Source organism: Dyadobacter sp. SRI_021 (assembly GCF_057586235.1).
Map to the genome: position 1 here is coordinate 344,570 of NZ_JBYCZM010000007.1, position 20,076 is coordinate 364,645.

Consider the following 20,076-nt stretch of genomic DNA (forward strand, 5'->3'; position numbering starts at 1 on the left):
ATAAGCATTTGTGAAAACGAAAGCCAATTGACTTTCTCCTGCATAAGTTTGTAACTTATAAGGCAATTAGCCGTGACAAAGTTATGCTTACCGTTGCCATCATCATTTCGCTGGTCTTGCTTTCGCTCGGGTTTATCGTGACTCCGGGTAATGCGAAATACCTGTTATCCGGGTACAATACGATGTCCGAAGCCGATCGCGCGAAGATGGACATTGTTTCCTACGTCAAGTTTTTCAATCGTTTCCACATATTCCTCGGTATCAGTGAGCTGGCAGGAGTGTTGATTCTGAATGCTTTTAATCCTAACTGGGCTACGGTGTTTATGGTTGTCTACCCCCTTCTGGCATATGTCTATATGATCGCTGTCGGGAACCGATACTATACGGGCACGAGCGGCCAGCGGGTAGGCACCTACATTGTCATGGCCATTATCCTTGTGGTGGTAGTGGGCGTAGGTTATTTGATGTTTATGGGCATGAGGAACAGCGAGATCTTCCTGACTACCCGTGCATTGGAAATCAAAGGCCTGTCCGGGATGAAAATTGCGCGGGATGATGTGACCGGGTTCACTGTTACCGACAGCCTGCCTGATATTTCGAGCAAAGCGAACGGTTTCGCAGGCGGAGAGTTTGCGAAAGGGGCCTTCAAAACAGAAGACGGCCGGATTGTCAGGTTGTATATCAATAAAAAATCTCACCCGTACCTGCTGATCAAAACAGTAACGGATGAGATCTATTTCAGTTCTGATGCCATCTCGGCCGAGGAACTGTATAATCAGCTCAAAGCGTGGAAGTCCCGGTAAAGACCGGCTCGATCATATAACCTTTCACGGCGTCGGCAAAGCCCGGCAGTAATGTAAGGTCGGTATCCCAAAGCGATACATCGCTCAAAACCTGCTGTGCCAGATCTACCGGCGACGCAGCATTCTTCCACTTTTCATCAAAATAGGCGGCTGCATCGCACCGGATTGGATACTGCTGACCATCGCGCTCGCCGTAGTAAGCATTGTCCTTATGCACGACAGGCCTCATAAAACGGAGGAATGCGGCAAATCCTTTGGCAAATAATACAGGCACATCGTCCGATTTCTGATAATGGTTCAGAAGTGTCGGAATGTTGCGCATCTTCATCTTCGCCGTGTATTGCACGGTAATATCTATCAGCTGGTGGCGAATGAACGGGTTGCGGAAGCGGTCGAGTACCTGGTTGCCGAACTCCTGCGCCCGTGCGGGATCAACAGCGTACGGGATTGCAGGCGCAAGTTCTTTCAGCATTACATCGGCGATAAACTGCGCGGTTTCGGTATTTTCCATCGCTTCACGAACTGTATCGAGGCCGTGGAGATAAGCAAGACCGGAAGCTAACGTATGCGTGCCGTTTAGTAATCTCAATTTCAATTCGCGGAAGAGGTCGATATTAGGTTCGATCACCACCCCCTTGTCGGCTTGTGCGAAGCTTAACACATCGCGCACATGCTGGCTGCCTTCGATTGCCCAGAGGCGGTAAACTTCGGAAACGATCAGCAGATCGTCGCGGAAGCCTTGTTTTTGAGAAAGCACCTCGATCGTTTCGGCATCGGGCTTGCCGGGAACAATGCGGTCTACCAGTGAGCTGCAAAAGTGGTTATAGTTTTCCAGCCAGTAAATAAAAGCCCTATCCAGACCGTGCCGTTGTGCCTGTTCCAGCACGATGGCTTTCAGTTTCGGACCGTTGCCGACGATCAATTCGGTGGGAACGATCACCATTCCCGATTCCGGAGCACCGTTGAACGCTTTGTACCGTTCCAACAAATAGGCCGCCAGTTTCCCCGGAAAGGATACCGGCGGGCTGGCGAAAATGTCATCGTCGACCAGCTGGATACCCACTTCCGTCGTATTTGAAATAACAATATTAAGCTCTGAGCTATGTGCACATTCGAGGATATCGGCCCAGTCGCTGGCAGCGGTCAGGGTGCGGCTAATGCTGCTATTGATAACCGTCTCGTCGATTTGCCGACCGTTTTCAATTCCGCGGATGCTGTGGGAGAAGATATTCTGCTGCTCCGTAAAGGCGTCGGTTCCCCCGGTGCTGGTTGATTTCACGACAACGATCCGGCCATTGAAAATACCCTGCGCATTGGCCTTGTTCACAAAATAGTCGGGCAGGCCGCGCAGCAGTACTCCTGTACCGAACTGGATAATTTTTTCAGGCAATGCAAGAAGTTTCCGGTGATCGGGAAGAAGTTCGGGCTGCTGGTCGAGCAGTTGGGGGGAGAGCTGCGGTAACGACATTTTTAAATAGATAAAAGGTTTAACAATATGACGCCGTTTGGAAAGCATAACCCCTAAACAAAAAGAGGCACCTTTCGGTACCTCTTTTCATATTTTCAAGTCTGGCTTAAACCGTCATCGTAACAAATCCGCTTTCTTCTTTTTCTTTCTTTTCATCGGGGAAAATGAAGTTCATCGGGTTGTTCACTTTTTCGGGAAGGAGCGCAATACTCAGCACTTCATCGACCTGGTCCACGTAATGGAAAGTCAGGTCTTTGATGTAATTGGCAGGTACTTCTTCCACGTCCTTGCGGTTTTTCACACAGAGAATAATCTCTTTTACTCCCGCGCGGCGTGCAGCGAGGATTTTTTCTTTCACACCACCTACCGGAAGTACTTTTCCGCGCAATGTGATCTCACCCGTCATCGCGATATAAGGTTTCACGCGGCGTTGTGTAAATATCGAAGCCATGGAAGTGGCCATCGTCACGCCCGCGCTAGGTCCGTCTTTGGGTACTGCGCCGGCAGGTACGTGTACGTGAAGATCGTAGTGATTGAAAATGCGGTAATCGATACCCAGCCTTTCTGCGTTAGCTTTGAGGTATGACAACGCAGCCACCGCCGACTCTTTCATCACATCGCCCAGCTGGCCGGATAATGTCAGCCCGCCTTTCCCACGACTCAGGCTCGTTTCAATGAACAGGATTTCACCACCTACCGAAGTCCAGGCGAGACCCGTCACAACGCCCGCGAAGTCATTGTCCTGATACAAATCCTTATCAAAAATCTCCGCGCCGAGGTACTTCTCGATTTGGTCGGCTTTAATGGTCTTAGGATAATCCTGCTCCATTGCTACCGATTTTGCGATCTTTCGGATAACAGTGCCTACCTTCTGCTCGAGGTTGCGCACGCCCGACTCGCGGGTGTAGCCTTCAATCACTTTCAGCAATGCGGCATCGTCGATCTTCACATCGGTCGATTTCAAACCATGATCTTTGCGCTGTTTCGGAACGAGATAACGTTTCGCAATCTGCAATTTTTCTTCGATCGTGTAGCCGGTCATTTCGATGATTTCCATCCGGTCGCGCAATGCGGGGTGAATGGTATCGAGCGAGTTGGCGGTGGCTACGAAAAGCACCTTCGAAAGGTCGTATTCTACTTCGAGGTAATTATCGGTGAATGACGAGTTCTGCTCGGGATCGAGTACTTCCAGCAGTGCGGAAGAAGGATCGCCGCGGTAATCGGAACTCACCTTATCGATTTCATCGAGGATGAACACCGGATTGGCAGAACCTGCCTTTTTGATATTCTGGATGATCTTACCCGGCATTGCACCGATGTACGTCTTGCGGTGCCCGCGGATTTCGGCTTCGTCGTGCACGCCACCGAGCGCCATACGGATATATTCCCGGTTCAATGCCTTCGCGATGGACTTGCCGAGTGAAGTTTTGCCGACACCCGGAGGGCCGTACAGGCAAAGGATCGGCGCTTTCAAATTCCCTTTCAGTTTCAACACCGCCAGGTATTCGATAATGCGCTCTTTCACCTTTTCGAGACCGAAATGGTCAGCGTCGAGGATTTTCTGTGCCCTTACCAGGTCGAAATTGTCTTTGGTATATTGTCCCCATGGCAAATCCACCAGCGTTTCCAGGTAATTCATCGTTACCGGGTATTCCGGGGCCATTGGGTTAACGCGCTGCAATTTGCCCAGTTCTTTTTCGAAATGGGCTTTCACCGGCTCCGACCATTTTTTCTGGCTGGCTTTCAGGCGGATTTCGTCGAGGTCGCGCTCGGGGCTGTCCATTCCCAACTCATCATGCAGAACTTTGATCTGCTGGCGAAGGAAATAATCGCGTTGCTGCTGGTCGATATCCGAGCTTGCTTTCGTCTGGATTTCACGTTTCAATTCCAGCATTTCGATTTCGCGCATCATGTATTGCAGCAAAAGCGTAGCCTGCTTGTGACCGTTACGTTCTTCAAGCAATTTTTGCTTATCGGCTATCTCAACATTGATGTTCGACGACAGGAAATGGATCAAAAAGATCGGACTTTCGATGTTGTCCAGCGCAATGCGTGCTTCCTGCGGGATCTCAGGGTTCAGGCGCATGATCTTGTGCGCACCGTCACGAAGCGATTGCAGCAGTGCTTTCGCTTCTTTTTTGGTAGGGCCCACAAAAGAATCTTCGATAGGCCGTACTTCGGCGGTCAGGTAAGGCTCCTCGTTTACAATGGCTTTGATCTCGAAACGCTGGCGGCCCTGTACGATGATTGTCACGTTACCATCCGGCAAGGTGATCATTTTCAGGATTTGAGCGACGGTACCGATATTGTAAAGATCCTCAGCCGTAGGGTCTTCCTTGTTAGGGATGGCCTGGGTGACGGCGCCGAGAATACGCTGATTGATATCGGAGTTGCGGTATATCTTTTTAACAAGCCTGATAGCTTTCTGGCGCACGACTGTCACGGGAATCACCATCCCCGGGAAGAGCACCGTTTGCCTGATCGGAAGTATCGCTAATTCATTGGGAAGTTCAAAAGGCTCGTCAGAGCCGTCGGGGCCACCAAGAGGAACGATTTCAAGGCTATCCATGTCCGAATCGGACATCAGCAGCCGGCTATATAGATCAGAAGGTTCAAATTTCATAGGCATTCTGTCAAATTGACAGATAATCTTTTCCCAATATATAAATAATGACTTTCAAAAGAAAGGCATTATAAAACAAAATAGCCGTGCCACTACACATTATGTCATGCATTTTTATGAGCGGTCACAGACCAGTTACAGCAGGTGAGAAGTCTGTCCTTTTTTAAATAAAAACGTCCTTTTTTCGGACTGGAATTTAAGATTCGTCATATTGACCTGATCGTCAAAAACTTCCATAAGCGTAACATTCAAAAGCTTACAGCCGTTCAAAGCGCCCTGGAAAGGGATTTCGAGATACACCCACGTTGCATCCGCTTCCTGTTCTTTTCCGACATATTTGATAGGGACATTTTTTTTCTGACTATCTGTCAAGACAAATGATTTACGAATGTATTCTTCAACGAAGCGATCATTTTGATCATTGTCCTTGATCACGAATCGTTGTCTGGAGTGGCTTTCCGACAATGCTTTTTCAAGATCATCCGTAAATATCCGGATACTTACTTCGAACGATCGCGACGACGCATTGTATTGCATTTGCGTCACCGAAACGTGGTAGTCGTGCTTCGGTTTGAAGGACGTGAGTAGGAAAAGGGAGGAAAGCAGGAAAGGGAGGAAGGAGGAAAGGGAAGAGGAAAAAGTCAGAAAGTCAGGAAAGCGAAATGACCTTCCTGACCTCCTGACTAATACATTCCTTTCCTCCCCTTCCTCCATTCTCCCTTTCCTCCCTCTTTTTAGAATACCGCTTTCCATACGTCGTTGAAAATGGCGAATGCCATCAGGCCCAACAGGAGTACCATTCCTACTTTCTGGGCGTTTTCGAGGAACTTGTCGGAAGGCTTGCGACCTGAGATGATTTCATAGGACAGGATTACCGCATGGCCGCCGTCCAATGCAGGAATAGGCAATGCATTCATGAATGCGAGCACCATCGATAGCAAGCCGGTCAGCTGCCAGAAACGGCCCCAATCCCAAACGCCACCAAACATACGTGCTATGCCGATCGGTCCGCTCAGTGCTTTGGAGGCAGACACTTCCCCGCGGAATATTTTACCGAAACCTTTGATATTGTTATACACCACACCGAAGGCATTTTCCGTGCCAATGGCCACCGCTTCGCCGAAAGTATATTGAACTACTGTGAAGTCGAGCAGGGTTTCTGGATAGAAACCGAGCGTACCGTCTTCAGTTACGGCCACTTTCAAGGGTTTCTGCTCCGCACCGCGTTGTACTACCAATGTGGTTTCCTTGCCTTTCAGCTTTTCAAGTTGGGTCTGCAATTCATGGAAGAAACGGATAGGCGTGCCGTTGATCGACGTAATTTTGTCTCCGACTTCCATGCCCGCTTTTTCGGCAGGCATTCCCGGAATCAGCTCACCGATTTTGAAAGGTTCGATCGCGCGGATGAAATTGCGTTTCTCATCAGGGTCGGACAGTTTTTCAATGAAATTGTTAGGGATCTCTATCTGCACTTCCTGGCCGTTGCGGTCGACGGTGTAAGAACTGTTGCTTCCCAGGAAAACCTCCGAACTGATCACGTCGCTGAAATCCGTGAAAGGTTTGCCGTTGACGCGCACGATCTTGTCGCCGGTTTTCAAACCGATTTCCTGTGCCAGTTCGCCGGCCACGATACCATATTTATTTACCTCATTAATCGAAAGGAACTGCTTGCCGTCGTGGTACGCGATTGCAATGAAGATGACGATACCCACGACCACGTTCACGATAATACCGCCGAGCATGACGATCAGCCGCTGCCAGGCCGGTTTCGAGCGGAATTCCCACGGCTGCGGCTCCTGGTTCATCGCCTCGGTGTCCATCGACTCGTCGATCATCCCGGAAATTTTCACAAACCCGCCCAGCGGGATAGCGCCTATGCCATATTCTGTTTCGCCTTTCTGAAAACTGAAAATTTTAGGAGGAAAGCCTATAAAGTATTTTTCAACCCTCATTCCGAACAATTTTGCGGCGGCCATGTGCCCCCACTCATGCAACCCCACCAGGATCGACAGGCCCAGGATAAGCTGCCCTGCCATGATCAATATTTCCAATGCTTTCTGTAATTCCATTCAGGTTTTGTAATCGTTACGGGTTAATTGTTAATCAAAAAAGTTCGACTTCCGCTACCGGATCAGTGTTTTAAACGTAAATGTAAACAGTAAAGTTACGCAAATCCGCAAACAACCGTACAAATGCCCGGTATCAGTGTGCAAGCGGGGTTTTGTCGGGTCCAATAGCGATGCCCATCATCCGCATCAGTTCCGAGGCATTGAAACTCCGGCAGATCCCTTCGTGCAAACGGTAATCAAAATGCAGCTGGCCGTTTTCCACATCCGACCGGAAATGGAAGTTGTGAATGTAAGGCTCGGTAGCGCCCCACTCGCCTAGTTCGAGGTCGTGGGTGGATACCATACCTGATGCTTTTTTGGCATGCAGCTGCCGAATCAGCGCCTCCGCACCCCGGTGGCGGTCGGCGGAGTTGGTACCTTTGAGAATTTCATCCAGTAAATAGAAAACAGGTGCTTGAGCCTGCTCGTCGGCCAGTTCAAGGAGTTTCCGGAGCCTTTTTAATTCTGCATAAAAAGAAGAAGTGCTTTCTTCCAGCGAGTCCTGCGTGCGCATGCTGCTGAATACCCGCACAGGCGAGCAAGCGAATGCGCCGGCGCTCACAACCGCGCCCATTTGCGCGAGTACGAGATTTAAACCAATTGTCCTTAAAAAAGTACTTTTCCCAGACATATTCGAGCCTGTAACCAGTATTGTCTTGCCCGTTCCCTGCATGGCAAAATCGTTACTAATCCGCTTTGCCGCGGGAATCAGCGGATGGCCGAGCGAAGCGGCGGCGATGGTAACTTCAGAGACATGATTGACAGCGGGAATAATGTACTCCGGATGGGCAAATGCGTGACCTGCCAGACTGTTCATTGCTTCGGTGTCGGCCAATACGTCCAGCCAGTGGTCGAGGTGCTGGTGATGCACAGCCTTCCAATCTTCGAGGCTTGCGAGGCAATGCATATCCCAGAGTGTGGGAATGCCGATGAACACGGCGAAGTAAGGATTGTTGCGGTAATCCAGTTTTTCGAAGAGGTTGCCCACTTTCGCCAATGCGGCCGAAGAGCCGGTAATCTTCGCCTTTCTTGTTTGCCACCACTTCGACTCATACGGTGCATGTTCCGCTTTTTTCAACAAATCCGAATAAGCGGTGAGCGTTTGTCCCATTGATGTCGTGCGGTTGGCGAGTAGTTTCACAAATTCGGCGTAGCGGCCCAATATGAAAAGATGGATTCCGAGGCTGACGAACACAACAATGCCTGGCAGGATGCCTGCGAAATACAATATCGCGATCAAAAGTGTCAGCAATGGGTACCAGCGCAATGGCAATGCATTTCTCAATGGCGCGGGAAATGGTTCAACGATCCATTCCTGAAATTCGCCCACGTGCTTGGCTGCGTGCGCGTGAAGCAAGGCGGTCGCTTCCCATTGCTGGATGTGCTCGGGGTGATGGCTGAAATCGGTGGCGGCTGTTTGCCGGAGCCCTACCTCGGTTGCGTTGGCTGGATTTTTGAGCCAATTGGCAAGCCGGCGGCTTCCTTCGGCGGTGCGGCTGCGATTGAGGAGTTTGAAAAGGGAAAATTCGCCGAAGATGTCCAGATCATCGGAATAATTATGGTCTTTTTCGCGGAATTCCGAGCCGGTTTCGGGCCTTTTGAAACGGAGATCGAGGCGAGCAAGTTCATCGTCATTAATGGCGATAAGGTTTCGCTGAAAGTTCCGGTTGGTACGGGCTTCCTGCTGCTTCCGCATCAGGATAAGGAAGATTATGAGCAATACCAATATCCCTATTCCCCAATAGGCGACGCCCGTTTTGTTCCAGACCACCGCCAGCACCACCATGCCTGCAAATGCAGCCAGTCGCAGCAGGGCTATATTTTTAAATCTTTCATGTTCCCTTTGTTCCGCTATGGCCGCTTTTTCTTTTTGGGCTTGAAAAAATGTGCGTGATTCGAAGCGGGATGTTTCAGTGCTTTTCATGAAAGGGTTTCAACGTTTTCAAATTGGAGTTTGATGAGGTTGGCGTACAGGCCATCAGGAATAGTGCTCAATGCCTGGTGCGTTCCCGACTCGGCGATCCGGCCTTCGCGAAGGACATAGATCATATCGACTTTCCGAATGGTCGCCAGGCGGTGGGCGATCACGATCGTCGTGCGGTTTTTCATCAGCTCGTCCAATGCGATTTGTACAAGCTTTTCGGATTCCGCGTCGAGCGAACTGGTCGCTTCATCGAGAATGAGGATTTTGGGGTCTTTTAAAATAGCCCTTGCAATGGCAATGCGCTGTCGCTGGCCGCCGGAAAGCTTAATGCCCCGCTCGCCGACGATGGTCTCAAATCCTTCGGGAAAGGACTCGATAAATTCCAGCGCATGGGCGCGTCTGGCGGCGTCAATAATGGCTTCACGGGAGGCGGAAGGTTTTCCGTAGGCAATGTTTTCATAGATCGTCCCGCCAAAAAGCATTACCTCCTGCGGCACGATCGCGATATTTTTCCTTAAAGCCGAAAGGCCATATTCCCTTACCGGCTTGCCGTCGACGAGTATTTCACCCGACTGATATTCGTAAAAGCGCATCAGGAGTTGTACAATGGTCGATTTACCGGCACCGCTGTATCCTACCAAAGCGATTTTCTCGCCTGCCTGAATGTCCAGTGAAACGCCTTTCAAAACTGGCAAATCGGGACGCGAGGGATAGGCAAAATGAATGTCCTCGTAAGTCACGCGGCCTTCCACATGACTTGCCACTGCATTTTGTGCCTCATCCACCGAAACCTCGGGCGTTTCTCCCAGGATCTCGAAGATGCGTTCGGACGCACCCACCGTGCGGCTGATTTGGGCATATAAATCACCCATTCCGCTGATCGACGCGCCGATAAAAGTGGTGTAAAGAATAAATGTGAATAAATCCGAAAGACCGAACTCGCCAGCTTGCACTAATGCGGCTCCGTACCACACTACACCCACGATCCCGCCGAATGTGGCGAAAATGATAAATGATACGAACCCACCCCGAAACCGCGCCGCATACAATGTAAGGTCCACCACCCGATCCAGAATCGTCCGGTAGCGGTTGATTTCCAGTGGCTCATTGGTAAATGCCTTTACGACGTTCACCGATTGCAAGGTTTCCTCCACCACGACATTTGCTGCTGCAAGCTGGTCCTGCGCCTTGCGGGAGAGCCTGCGTGTGTGACGCCCGAAGAATACCGAAGCCACGCCCAGTATGGGTACCGTCGCGAGCATGAAAAGCGTCAGCTTCCAGGAAGTATAAAACAAAATGGACATTCCGACGATCAGCGTAGCCAGCTGCCGGAAGAGTTCTGCGAGCGTGAACGACAGCAAACCTTGCAGTTGTGAAACATCGGAAGTAATGCGGCTGGTGAGCTCGCCCACGCGACGTTCTTCCAGGAATGGGACAGGCAATGTGATAATCTTGCTGAAAACGTCGAGCCGGATGTTGTTGACAGCCTTTTCACTGACTTTGGAAAAGAGATAGATCCGGAAGAACGAAAATATGGCCTGACCAAACAGGACTACGAAAAGCAGCACGGTGATTTGATTGATCGTAAACCGCGATTTGCCCTCAATGACCTCGATAATGCTTCCCACCAGTTTCGGAAATGCAAGGGACGTGCCGGTCGACAATGCAAGGAACAGCATCCCCGCCACGAACATCAAGCGATAGGGCCGCAGGTAACGCAAAAGCCGGAGCGTGATTTTTAATCCTTCCCACCTGATTTTTTTTACGGCAAATGGAGAGGGAGTTTCCTTGCCGGGCAAGGTTTTGCCAGTTTCATTATTGGCCATTGGATATAGGGTACACCGGAAACCAGTTTTAATCCGGCTTTGATTAACATTCGATAGTTAGCCTGCAAAAGTACGCATTATTTCAAAGCCATCCGGGCGGGACTACCCGGGCAGGACCACCCGCGCAGGGCGGGTTCCGGGAGGCATTAACGCCAAGTTTACGTGCGATTGTCGTTAAAAATTCCTAATTTTTCAATGAACGGACGATGTGTCTTTTTGCCGGCGTAAAAATGTTGTAAAAAACTTGCAAACCCCAGGCAACCCTGTGCCGGATTCCCTCGTATAGGTTAAAAAAGCAAATAGCATGCCCGAGTATAACTCCGCCGTTCTTCAAGAACTACTCGACGGCTGTTTACAGAAAAACCGCCGCAGTCAGGAGCTGTTGTACAAGCAGTTCTACGGCTATGCTATGAGCATTTGCTTGCGCTATACACGCAGCCGGGAAGAGGCGAAAGAAATACTCAACGATGGATTCATGAAGGTTTTCACGAAGCTCGAAAGTTTCGATGCAAGCCGACCATTTAAAACCTGGTTGAGCAGAATCATGATTAATACAGCCCTCGATCATTACAGACAGGAAGTTCGCAGAGATGTTTTCGACGACGTGGAAGTCGCGGAACAGGTGTCCGTAGACGAAACGGTTATCAGCAAGCTTTCACATGACGAGCTGGTCGGACTGATCCAGCGCCTGACACCGGCGTACCGGCTGGCATTCAGTTTGTCGGTCATTGATGGCTACACACACGAAGAAATTGCAGAACAGCTGAATATTTCAGTTGGGGCGTCAAAGTCCAATTTGTCGCGTGCAAGGGAAAAGTTGAGAGACATGTTATCCAAGATTAAAATTGACGACTATGATAGAGTTGCCAGATGACGAACTGGACAAGCTCTTCAGAAAGTCATCAGAAGAGCTTGATCCGACATACGAACCCGATGACTGGAATGACCTGCGGAAGCGACTCGACAAGCAGGATGGAAGAACTCCGGCCGGATGGTGGCGGAAATGGTGGCCGCTGGGCGTACTGGCGCTGCTGATACCGGCGGGGATTGCGCTTTATTCCCTGGAAGGGGAGAAGGGAGGAAAGGAGGAAGGAGGAAGGAATGTTACGTTGAAACGGGAAAATAGAGTAGCTCAGGAGGATGGTGGAAGTGAGAGAGGGGTAGTGGAGGAAGGAGGCGTGAAGGACGGTAGCGGCGAGTCAGATATTGTCAGTGAGTCAGGTGTTGTCAGTGAGTCAGGTGTTGTCAGGAAGTCGGGAGATTTGGAAGAGGAAGCCTTAAAAACGGCTGCGGGTGTTGATAAAGGAAAGCTGACTGTGGATAATGCAAAAGAATTGGTTGCTGAGAGAAATAAAGTTGCTGGTAATGGCAAAAAAGGTATTGGTAGTAAACTAAAAGCCAGTGCAAAAGAAGCTGGTAAATCTTCCTCAAAATCAGAGTTGAATGCTGCTGTTGGTAAAAACGGCAGAAAACCATTGCCCCGGAGCCAATCTAAGGCAGGCGGAGTGTTCTTAGAGCCTAACCGCTCAAGAGTGGAAGGAGGCGACGGGGCTCTTTCTATTCAAAACAATGCAAAAGCGGAAGGCAGGGAGACGTCCTTGTCGCAAGCAACGGGCCGGCAGGACGGCAATGCGGCTTCGACGGAGATACAGCCGGCACATGCTAGCGAATCGTTGACAAAAGCAGATGTACGGGACCGCGCATTGATTCCTGCAGCCGCATTGGATAGTAAGGCGTTGAAATGGAATGTGTTGCCACTGCCCGGGGTTTCCGCGCCAGAGCAGCAGGTTGCGGCCGGGCCTGCGCCCAGGCAATCGTCCATGTCCGCAGATGACCGGCCGCTGATGGCGTTCAGATTTGGCTATTCGCCGGACCTGAGCACGGTAGGATTGAAGGATTTTTCAAAGCCCGGAACGTCGGTGTCGCTGTTGGTGGAGTATTCGGTTTTACCAAGATTGTATTTGCAAAGCGGCGCGGTTTGGAGCAGGAAGGATTACTATGCACCCGCGGAGGCTTATCAGTTACCCAAGCATGGTTATTACCCGCCGCTGGCATTGAGCGGAATAGACGGTGTGTGTAAAGTGTTGGAAATACCCCTGAATGTGCGCTATGATATTGCGCTGGGTGAAAGGTCGCGTTGGTTTGCAACAGGTGGTTTTTCATCCTACCATATGAATAGTGAGAAATATAAATACTATTACATCGACCCTAACGACCCTAATGCGCAGACAAGACGGGGTTGGAATGGGGAAACCGGCTGGTATTGGCTGAGTCATGCCAATATTTCAGCAGGCTACGAATACAGAATATCCCGTAAACTATCGCTCCTCGCAGAGCCTTCTATCCGGATGCCGCTCAAACGCGTCGGCTATGGAAAAGTGAACCTCATTACTACGGGCCTCTGGCTATCGGTGCGCTACACCCCTGTTTTCAAGTGAGCACTATGCCCACATTATCGCTGAATTGTATCTTCTAATTAATTTATTATTACTATGAACTCAATTGAAAAAGGAAGCATGAAAAGAGGCGAATTCCTAAGAAGTCTTGGGCTCAGTACCTCAACGTTAATGGCATTCTATTGCCTCGGCACCACTATGACGGCATGCGGATCGAAAGACGATGATCCGAATCCTAATCCGAATCCAGATCCGGGTACCGGCGGCAGCGGAATAACAGGCACTACAAGCGGCACGGCTATCAATTTCACGGTTGACATGACCAAATCTCCCTACGACGAGCTGAAAACGGCTGGTATCGGTAAGGTAATCGGGGATGTGCTCGTAGCCAAAACGAGCGGAGGCAGCTATGTGGCTTTGAGCAAAATTTGCACTCACGAGGGAAATCCGGTGGCATACAGGTCATCGTCCAACGACGTTTTCTGCCAGACTCATGGTTCTACATTCAGCACTGCCGGGGCGGTGACGAATGGTCCTGCCACGACTCCGCTTAAAACGTATAATGTAACCGTTTCTTCCGACGGCAACACTTTAACAGTGAAAGCTTAATCAGAACTGACTATGAAAGTACTCCGCCTACTCGTGATGTTGATGGGTTCATCAACAGTATTATATGCGCAAGACGACTTGCTGAACGAGTTGTCGAAACAGGACAGTGCGCAAACCGTTCCGGTCAGCGCCACTTTCAAATCGACCCGCGTGGTGAATGGCCAATCGGTGGAAACGATGAAAAAGAAGCATCTCGATTTCCGCATTTCGCACCGTTTCGGGAAGTTGAACTCGGGCGCTTACCAGTTTTTCGGGCTCGATCAGGCTACGATGCGGCTGGGCTTCGAATACGGGTTGACGGACGATCTGATGATCGGAGTGGGCCGCAGCACGTCGCAGAAGGTGTATGATTTTTTTGGTAAATATAAATTACTGAAACAAACCACCGGAGCACGCAATATCCCGGTTTCGGTGACATTGTTCGGTGGAACAGGCGTAGCCACGGTGGATAAGGAGCGCGATTTTCAGGATAAACTGTATTACTCCGCCCAGGTACTGGTAGCGCGGAAATTCGGGGAGCGCTTGTCGCTGCAACTGTCGCCAACCTATCTGTACCGCACTATGCCGGACGTGACAGGTGACGAAAAAGTACTCTTTGCCGTAGGTATCGGCGGCCGTTTCAAGCTCTCGAAACGCGTCTCATTGAACGGTGAATATTTCTATACCGCTCGGGAAAAGAATACTTTGACAGCCCCTTACCACGATTCCATGTCGTTCGGCGTCGATATCGAAACCGGCGGGCACGTTTTCCAACTGCATTTTACCAACTCCCTCGGCATGATCGAGAAACAGTTCATCGGCGAAACCACCGGCAGCTGGGGCAAAGGGGATATCCATTACGGGTTCAACATTTCCCGTACATTCAGCTTTGACAAGAAGAACAAGAAGCAGCCAAACTGATCCAGACTATGAAACTGCATTTTTTTCGCGTGGCCTGCCTGGCCATGTTCAGTACCGCTTTGCTTTCCGGGACCGCATTTGCACAAATGTTTGCCACTTCGGGCGGTAACACGCAATTCTCAGCGTCGACTCCTTTGGAGAATATTGAAGCGGAGAATAAAAAGTCACAAGTGATCCTGAATACAGCCAACAACGAGATAGCGATCCGGATGAACATGCGGGACTTTTCTTTTCCCAATAAGCTGATGCAGGAGCATTTCAATGAAAACTATATTGAATCGGAGAAATATCCGACAGCTACGTTTTCAGGAAAGGTAGATAAGGCCCCGGATTACGCCAAAAATGGCGATTACGATGTGTCGGCGACCGGGAAATTCACGGTTCACGGCGTTACCAGGGAGCGGACGATCAAAGGGAAAATGAAGATCGAGGGCGGAAAGATCACGATCAGTTCCGATTTCGAAGTAGCGCTGGTGGACCACAAGATCGAAGTGCCGAGTGTGGTTTTCGTCAAAATCGCGCAGGTAATCAAAGTGAAGGCGCAATATGTACTGTCGCCTAAAAAATGATAAAGACCCGGCAACATTTAAGCATTCGCCGGGTCTTTATTAAAACTGTGGGGTGTTACAGACTTGGTAAGCCTTTCTTGAACTTGCCAAGTCTTTTTCATTATCTCCGGCGACGCCGGCGGGCAGGTTTTCTTTTGCGTACTACCTTTTTTCGCACAGGCGCTTTTTTGACGGTCGTCTTGCGAACCGGGGCCGCTACGGCTTCTTCTTCCTCGTCTTCGCTTACAGCTTCTTCGGTGGGAACAGCCGTTTCGGTTATGGATACGGTCTCGCTGGTCTCCTTTTGATCCACGTAAGGTAAGCGCACCGCTGCGATCTGCTCGATATTTGAAGTGCTTTCGATCGGTCTCAGTCTGAATGAGTAGGAATACGGTTTTGCGGGCAGCAGATATGCCTCGTGGACGCGTGGGGACCAGCTATCGTCACCGCCCAATCCCATTTGCGCGAGGTCTATGTTTACTACCGTCGAAATGCCGCGGCTCAGTATCGCTGCCCGGCGTTTGGCGGCGAGCAGGTCTTTGTCCGTATAATCATGGACGTTGAAATTGAATGCGGTATCGCTCAGCACCAGCAATCCGGCTCCTTCGGCATTGGTCACCGCAGCCCAGCGAACGCCGGTCTTATTTCCATTTTCCTGCGGAGTAATGTACGGGAAATGCTGTTCAGCTACTGTACCGGCGTAAATGCCTGTTTTTCCACTCGTTTTGCGGTCGGCATAAGTCTCGTGGGGGCCGTTGCCATACCATTGGGTTTTGGTAAATGTAGCGGGCATTCTCAGTTGCATTCCCACTTTGGCCAGCGGCGGCCATTCGCCTCGCGGTGTAAATGTGTTTTGTATATGAATGTCGCCCGAGGCATAAACCATGTATACCGATTGCATATCCATTTCACCTTTGGGCTGTTTCAATGTCTGGCTGAGCGTCACCTTGTAGATTTGGGCGGTCAATCGCTGGGTTTTCATCTCTGAAGAAATGCGCTCCAATGTATCGAGGCCGAAGTTACGCCATTGGGCAGCGTAGCTTTTCGCACCGCCGCCTTCGTCATTATCGGTTGGTACGCGCCAGAAATTGGCATACGGACCGCTTTCGAGCATTTCTTCCCGTTTGTTTTTAAAAGAAATCATCCGGCCTTCGTTTTTGTCGAAAACCACGGTGAAATCCTGTCCCGAAATCTGTACGCGGGCGGCGGTAATCTGCGCAATGCGGAGGGGGCGCTCGCCATACAGGCTGAGGTTCGGGCGCGGGGCAGCTGGTTTCACCACGGGTACCTGATGCCAGGCGACTTCGTGGCCTTTCGGAGCCCAGAGTGTCGCTTCTTTTAATCTTAAACTAAGGTTTAGAAAATACTCGGCATTGGGTTTTGTCGAAGCCTGGAGTTCGTAAGGAATGGTGATCTGCTGTTTCTGGTGTGCCAATGCATTCAGGTTGGCAATGCTTCCACCTTTGCCCACAGGCTTCCCATTTTCCGTCAGCGACCATACTAGTTCATAACCGTGCAGCGATTGAAAATCGTAGGCATTGTGCAAAATGATAGTCTTTACACCAGCTTTCAGCGTGTCCGGCGTTTCAAACTTCACATATTGATATACTTTCTTCACCTCATTCAGCTCGGGCTGGGGCGTACGATCAGGGTTCACGAGGCCGTCGCCGGCATTGGCGCCGTCGATGTAGTTGAAATAATCCCAGTATTCGGTGCCATCAGCACGTTTCAGTTTTAGACCCTGGTCGACCCAATCCCAGATGAAGCCGCCCTGCATGGTTGGGTATTTTTCGATCAGGTCCCAATATTCTTTCAGGTTACCGATGCTGTTGCCCATCCCGTGCGCGTATTCGCATACGATGAGCGGGCGGGTTTTGTCCTTTTTGACCAACTCGATCATGTCCTGCGTGGAAGGGTACATGACTGAAACAATATCGAAATTGCTGAGTGTCGTCGGTTTGTAATCCTTTCTTCCCTCATAATGAATTGGCCGGGTAGGGTCGGCGAGTTTGATGAAGTCGCCCATATCCAGGAAATTCTGCCCCATTCCGGACTCATTCCCCAGCGACCAGATAATCACCGACGGGTGGTTCTTGTCCCTTTCGACCATTGCATTGCCTCTCGCCAGAAACGCCGCGCGCCATTGCGGGTTATCGGCCAGGATCATGTTTTTGCTCCATAGCTCATGGCTTTCGATATTCGCCTCGTCCATCACGTACAGGCCGTATTGGTCGCAGAGGTCGTACCATTCGGAGTTATTGGGGTAATGCGAAGTTCGCACAGCATTGATATTGTGCTGCTTCATTAAGGTAATGTCTTTGATCATCGACTCACGGCTGATCACGCGGCCGGTTTCCGGGTCGAATTCGTGGCGGTTGACCCCCTTAATCGTTATCGCCTTGCCATTTACCAATAGCTGGCCGCCTTTAATCTTCACATCCCTGAATCCCACGCGCTGGCTAGTCGCTTCGAGGACCTTACCGTCGGAATTCATGAGCTGGACCGTCAACGTGTACAGGTTCGGCATTTCGGCGCTCCATTTGGCGGGGTTAGGAACCGGCATTTCGGCACGTACTGCCCCCTCTTTGCCCATTTCGAGCGTGCCGATCATCTGGCTCACCGGCGTGGTAACGACGTTTTTGGAAGCATCATATAATGTAAAAAGCACCTGATGCGCGTGAATGGACTGCTGTCCGAAGTTCTTGACATAGGCGCTCAATTTCAGCGTTGCATTTTCATGATTGGCGTCCAGAATCGTCCTGACTGAGTAATCGGTTAATACCACTTTAGGTAAAAGCAGCAGGTTTACATCGCGGAAAATGCCTGAGAGCCGCCAGTAGTCCTGATCCTCCAAATAACTGCCGTCTGACCAGTTGATCACTTCGACGGCCAGATTGTTTACTCCGACTTTCACATCTTCCGTCACATCGAATTCGAATGGCGTCATGCCATCCTCATGGTAACCGATGGCGACGCCATTCAGCCATACATAGCAAGCCGATTGTACGCCGCCGAAATGGAGAAATATCTGCTTATCCTTTACATCTGCGACCGTAAATGTAGTGCGATACATGCCCACCGCATTGGTATCAGCCGTAATCCGCGGCGGGGTGGCTTTGAACGGGTGTTTGATATTGCTGAAAATCGGACGGTCGTATTTACGGCCCTCGCGCGCGCCCACGACCTGCCAGTTGGATGGAACCGGTATATTATCCCAGCCTGCGTCGGAAATTTTAGGATCGAAAAAATTAAGTTGCGCTTTCGAAGGATGCTGCGCCCATTTGAATTTCCAGGTGCCATTCAGCGACTGCACGAACGGGCCTTTTTTGTCCATGGCTAACGCCGCTTTTTCCGTGGTATAGGGGAAGAAATCGGCACGGGGCTTTTCGGTATTGATGCTGATTACCTGCGGATCCTGCCATTCAGGAATGGCCTGGGCCTGAGTCGTGTGATTCAGAATTTGTATTAGAAAAAGCAGTATGGGTAATCCGCGGCGTATAGAAAATTGCATATCACTTCCTGTGGTAACATTCGTGCGGTGCTTTGTTTGAAAGGGTGAAAGCACGCGCTTTTATTTTGGAGGTTAAAATTAGGGATAATCAAAAAGAAACGGACGCAAAACCGGGGCAGCATGAAGTTTTATTTGAAGAATGCCTTTATTTTGCTTCCACATGTAAATTCTCTTTTATGTTGTTAGCCGTCGACCTTGGCAATACCGATACTGTTTTCGGGCTTCATGATTCCGGTAACTGGGAGCACATCTGGCGGATGCGCTCGCTGGTGCAGGAAAACGAGGCGCATTACGAGTCGAAACTCCGGCTGCATTTCCTGGAAGCCGGGTTGTGGTTCGGGGATGTGGAAACCGTGGTATTGAGCAGCGTCGTGCCTGCACTTACACCCGTGATACTGAGAATGCTCCGCTCGCTATTCGGCGAAGGTGTGATTGTGGTAGGGCCGGAAATTTACCCTGCATTATCTATCGAAATAGACCATCCGCACGAAATCGGAGCCGACCTGATTGCCAATGCGGTAGCGGTTTCTTCACGCTATAAAGAAAATTGCGTGGTCGTCGATTTTGGTACTGCATTGACATTCACAACTGTGTCCAAAGACAGCAAAATTCTCGGCGTAGCTATATTGCCGGGTTTAATCACCGCTGTGAAGGCATTGTTTGCCAATACCGCGCAACTGCCGGAAGTGCCACTGCAACTTCCGCCTTCGGCCATTGGTAAAAACACGGTCGAGGCCATTCAGGCGGGCATTCTGCTGGGGTATGAAGGGTTGGTCAAATCGCTGCTGGGCCGCATTCGCACCGAGCTGGGCGGCGAATGCATTGCCGTAGCTACCGGCGGACTATCTTCCATTATCGATACTCTGCGCGACGAGTTTACAGAAATTGACAGAAAGTTAACATTGGACGGCCTCCGCATTATCGGCGAGAGTCTCAAGACTTAGTTTTGAAATAACCATCTTCAATTAACGGCAAGTCCGAAACCGGCTGATTGTACAAATACACCCAACAATCAATCACTACTTCCTGACAATCCCTGACCACCTCTTGGCCACACCTGACAGGCACCACTTTCCTGACGTACAAACTCGCTGCCTCATCTTCCAGAATGTCCTCATATTCATCCAGTTCTTTCAGTATCTCGGGGAAGTGAAGCTGGTAAATTTCCCCGTGCACGCGCGTAGGTGCATCAGGCTCGTATAATGCGCCCGGGTACCAATCCACGCGGAACAGTTTTCCATTGAAATATCCTTTTCCTATATAGTTTGAAGACAACCTGAGCTTCTGTGCATAGGGATTTTCAAAACCCTGCATCAAAGTGCCGTAAGTGAATAAATTATATAACTTTTCCATTCTAGTG

The 20,076-nt window shown here is 50.2% G+C and carries 15 protein-coding genes; 7 read left to right on the forward strand and 8 right to left on the reverse strand.

The genetic code is table 11. From position 1 onward, the window contains the following. Nucleotides 1-83: 83 nt before the first annotated feature. Nucleotides 84-803, forward strand: coding sequence for a DUF3784 domain-containing protein (locus tag AC2YIT_RS22950; RefSeq protein WP_430843988.1), 720 nt, complete (start codon nt 84-86; stop codon nt 801-803). On the opposite strand, the gene AC2YIT_RS22955 is transcribed toward AC2YIT_RS22950, so the two are convergent. The 6 genes from AC2YIT_RS22955 to AC2YIT_RS22980 all read right to left on the reverse strand — a co-directional run bounded on the left by AC2YIT_RS22955 (nt 781) and on the right by AC2YIT_RS22980 (nt 10,752). Then, nucleotides 781-2,271 carry a tagaturonate reductase gene (locus tag AC2YIT_RS22955; protein ID WP_487280703.1) on the reverse strand — a complete coding sequence of 497 codons (1,491 nt, stop codon included), beginning with the start codon at nt 2,269-2,271 and terminating at the stop codon, nt 781-783. The two genes, AC2YIT_RS22950 and AC2YIT_RS22955, sit on opposite strands and share 23 nt — an antisense overlap. 106 nt (nt 2,272-2,377) lie before the next feature. Then, complete coding sequence (gene lon, locus AC2YIT_RS22960; RefSeq protein ID WP_487280704.1) at nt 2,378-4,894, reverse strand: endopeptidase La; 2,517 nt, start codon at nt 4,892-4,894, stop codon at nt 2,378-2,380. Between the two features lie 135 nt (nt 4,895-5,029). Then, nucleotides 5,030-5,647 (reverse strand): DUF6702 family protein, encoded by a 618-nt coding sequence (locus AC2YIT_RS22965; RefSeq protein ID WP_487280705.1) that lies wholly within the window; start codon nt 5,645-5,647, stop codon nt 5,030-5,032. Next, on the reverse strand, nt 5,629-6,945 hold the full coding sequence (gene rseP / locus AC2YIT_RS22970) for an RIP metalloprotease RseP (RefSeq protein WP_487280727.1): 1,317 nt from the start codon (nt 6,943-6,945) through the stop codon (nt 5,629-5,631). Before rseP ends, AC2YIT_RS22965 begins: the two co-directional genes overlap by 19 nt. A gap of 151 nt (nt 6,946-7,096) precedes the next feature. After that, a complete protein-coding gene (locus tag AC2YIT_RS22975; protein ID WP_487280706.1) occupies nt 7,097-8,926 on the reverse strand; it encodes a MutS-related protein in 1,830 nt (609 codons plus the stop codon). Then, nucleotides 8,923-10,752, reverse strand: coding sequence for an ABC transporter ATP-binding protein (locus tag AC2YIT_RS22980; RefSeq protein WP_487280707.1), 1,830 nt, complete (start codon nt 10,750-10,752; stop codon nt 8,923-8,925). Before AC2YIT_RS22980 ends, AC2YIT_RS22975 begins: the two co-directional genes overlap by 4 nt. Before the next feature lie 304 nt (nt 10,753-11,056). On the opposite strand from AC2YIT_RS22980, the gene AC2YIT_RS22985 reads away from it, so the two are divergent. From AC2YIT_RS22985 to AC2YIT_RS23005, 5 genes are read left to right on the forward strand one after another with little or no spacing between them, the layout of a single operon-like run. Beyond that, entirely contained in the window at nt 11,057-11,626 is a 570-nt protein-coding gene (locus tag AC2YIT_RS22985; protein WP_430843999.1) for an RNA polymerase sigma factor, read from the forward strand. After that, nucleotides 11,607-13,190, forward strand: coding sequence for a hypothetical protein (locus AC2YIT_RS22990; RefSeq protein ID WP_487280708.1), 1,584 nt, complete (start codon nt 11,607-11,609; stop codon nt 13,188-13,190). Before AC2YIT_RS22985 ends, AC2YIT_RS22990 begins: the two co-directional genes overlap by 20 nt. A 54-nt stretch (nt 13,191-13,244) precedes the next feature. Beyond that, entirely contained in the window at nt 13,245-13,757 is a 513-nt protein-coding gene (locus tag AC2YIT_RS22995) for a QcrA and Rieske domain-containing protein (RefSeq protein ID WP_430844002.1), read from the forward strand. Between the two features lie 12 nt (nt 13,758-13,769). Continuing rightward, nucleotides 13,770-14,657 (forward strand): DUF5777 family beta-barrel protein, encoded by an 888-nt coding sequence (locus AC2YIT_RS23000; protein WP_487280709.1) that lies wholly within the window; start codon nt 13,770-13,772, stop codon nt 14,655-14,657. A gap of 8 nt (nt 14,658-14,665) precedes the next feature. Further along, the gene (locus AC2YIT_RS23005; protein ID WP_487280710.1) at nt 14,666-15,226 is read left to right on the forward strand and encodes a YceI family protein; all 561 of its coding nucleotides are present in this window, start codon (nt 14,666-14,668) and stop codon (nt 15,224-15,226) included. Between the two features lie 100 nt (nt 15,227-15,326). Here the strand turns inward: AC2YIT_RS23005 and lacZ are convergent, their stop codons facing one another. After that, on the reverse strand, nt 15,327-18,716 hold the full coding sequence (gene lacZ, locus AC2YIT_RS23010; RefSeq protein ID WP_487280711.1) for a beta-galactosidase, LacZ type: 3,390 nt from the start codon (nt 18,714-18,716) through the stop codon (nt 15,327-15,329). A 176-nt stretch (nt 18,717-18,892) separates the two neighbouring features. Here lacZ and AC2YIT_RS23015 point away from each other — a divergent pair, with 176 nt between their 5' ends. After that, nucleotides 18,893-19,660 (forward strand): type III pantothenate kinase, encoded by a 768-nt coding sequence (locus tag AC2YIT_RS23015; RefSeq protein ID WP_487280712.1) that lies wholly within the window; start codon nt 18,893-18,895, stop codon nt 19,658-19,660. Here AC2YIT_RS23015 and AC2YIT_RS23020 read toward each other — a convergent pair. Further along, a complete protein-coding gene (locus tag AC2YIT_RS23020; protein ID WP_487280713.1) occupies nt 19,650-20,069 on the reverse strand; it encodes a gamma-glutamylcyclotransferase family protein in 420 nt (139 codons plus the stop codon). The genes AC2YIT_RS23015 and AC2YIT_RS23020 overlap by 11 nt on opposite strands. Nucleotides 20,070-20,076: the final 7 nt, after the last annotated feature.

Coding starts and splice junctions, on each gene's coding strand:
- AC2YIT_RS22950 (WP_430843988.1), top strand. CDS start 84: ATGCTTACCGTTGCCATCATCATTTCGCTGGTCTTGCTTTCGCTCGGG.
- AC2YIT_RS22955 (WP_487280703.1), bottom strand. CDS start 2,271: ATGTCGTTACCGCAGCTCTCCCCCCAACTGCTCGACCAGCAGCCCGAA.
- lon (WP_487280704.1), bottom strand. CDS start 4,894: ATGAAATTTGAACCTTCTGATCTATATAGCCGGCTGCTGATGTCCGAT.
- AC2YIT_RS22965 (WP_487280705.1), bottom strand. CDS start 5,647: ATGGAAAGCGGTATTCTAAAAAGAGGGAGGAAAGGGAGAATGGAGGAA.
- AC2YIT_RS22975 (WP_487280706.1), bottom strand. CDS start 8,926: ATGAAAAGCACTGAAACATCCCGCTTCGAATCACGCACATTTTTTCAA.
- AC2YIT_RS22980 (WP_487280707.1), bottom strand. CDS start 10,752: ATGGCCAATAATGAAACTGGCAAAACCTTGCCCGGCAAGGAAACTCCC.
- AC2YIT_RS22985 (WP_430843999.1), top strand. CDS start 11,057: ATGCCCGAGTATAACTCCGCCGTTCTTCAAGAACTACTCGACGGCTGT.
- AC2YIT_RS22990 (WP_487280708.1), top strand. CDS start 11,607: ATGATAGAGTTGCCAGATGACGAACTGGACAAGCTCTTCAGAAAGTCA.
- AC2YIT_RS22995 (WP_430844002.1), top strand. CDS start 13,245: ATGAACTCAATTGAAAAAGGAAGCATGAAAAGAGGCGAATTCCTAAGA.
- AC2YIT_RS23000 (WP_487280709.1), top strand. CDS start 13,770: ATGAAAGTACTCCGCCTACTCGTGATGTTGATGGGTTCATCAACAGTA.
- AC2YIT_RS23005 (WP_487280710.1), top strand. CDS start 14,666: ATGAAACTGCATTTTTTTCGCGTGGCCTGCCTGGCCATGTTCAGTACC.
- lacZ (WP_487280711.1), bottom strand. CDS start 18,716: ATGCAATTTTCTATACGCCGCGGATTACCCATACTGCTTTTTCTAATA.
- AC2YIT_RS23015 (WP_487280712.1), top strand. CDS start 18,893: ATGTTGTTAGCCGTCGACCTTGGCAATACCGATACTGTTTTCGGGCTT.
- AC2YIT_RS23020 (WP_487280713.1), bottom strand. CDS start 20,069: ATGGAAAAGTTATATAATTTATTCACTTACGGCACTTTGATGCAGGGT.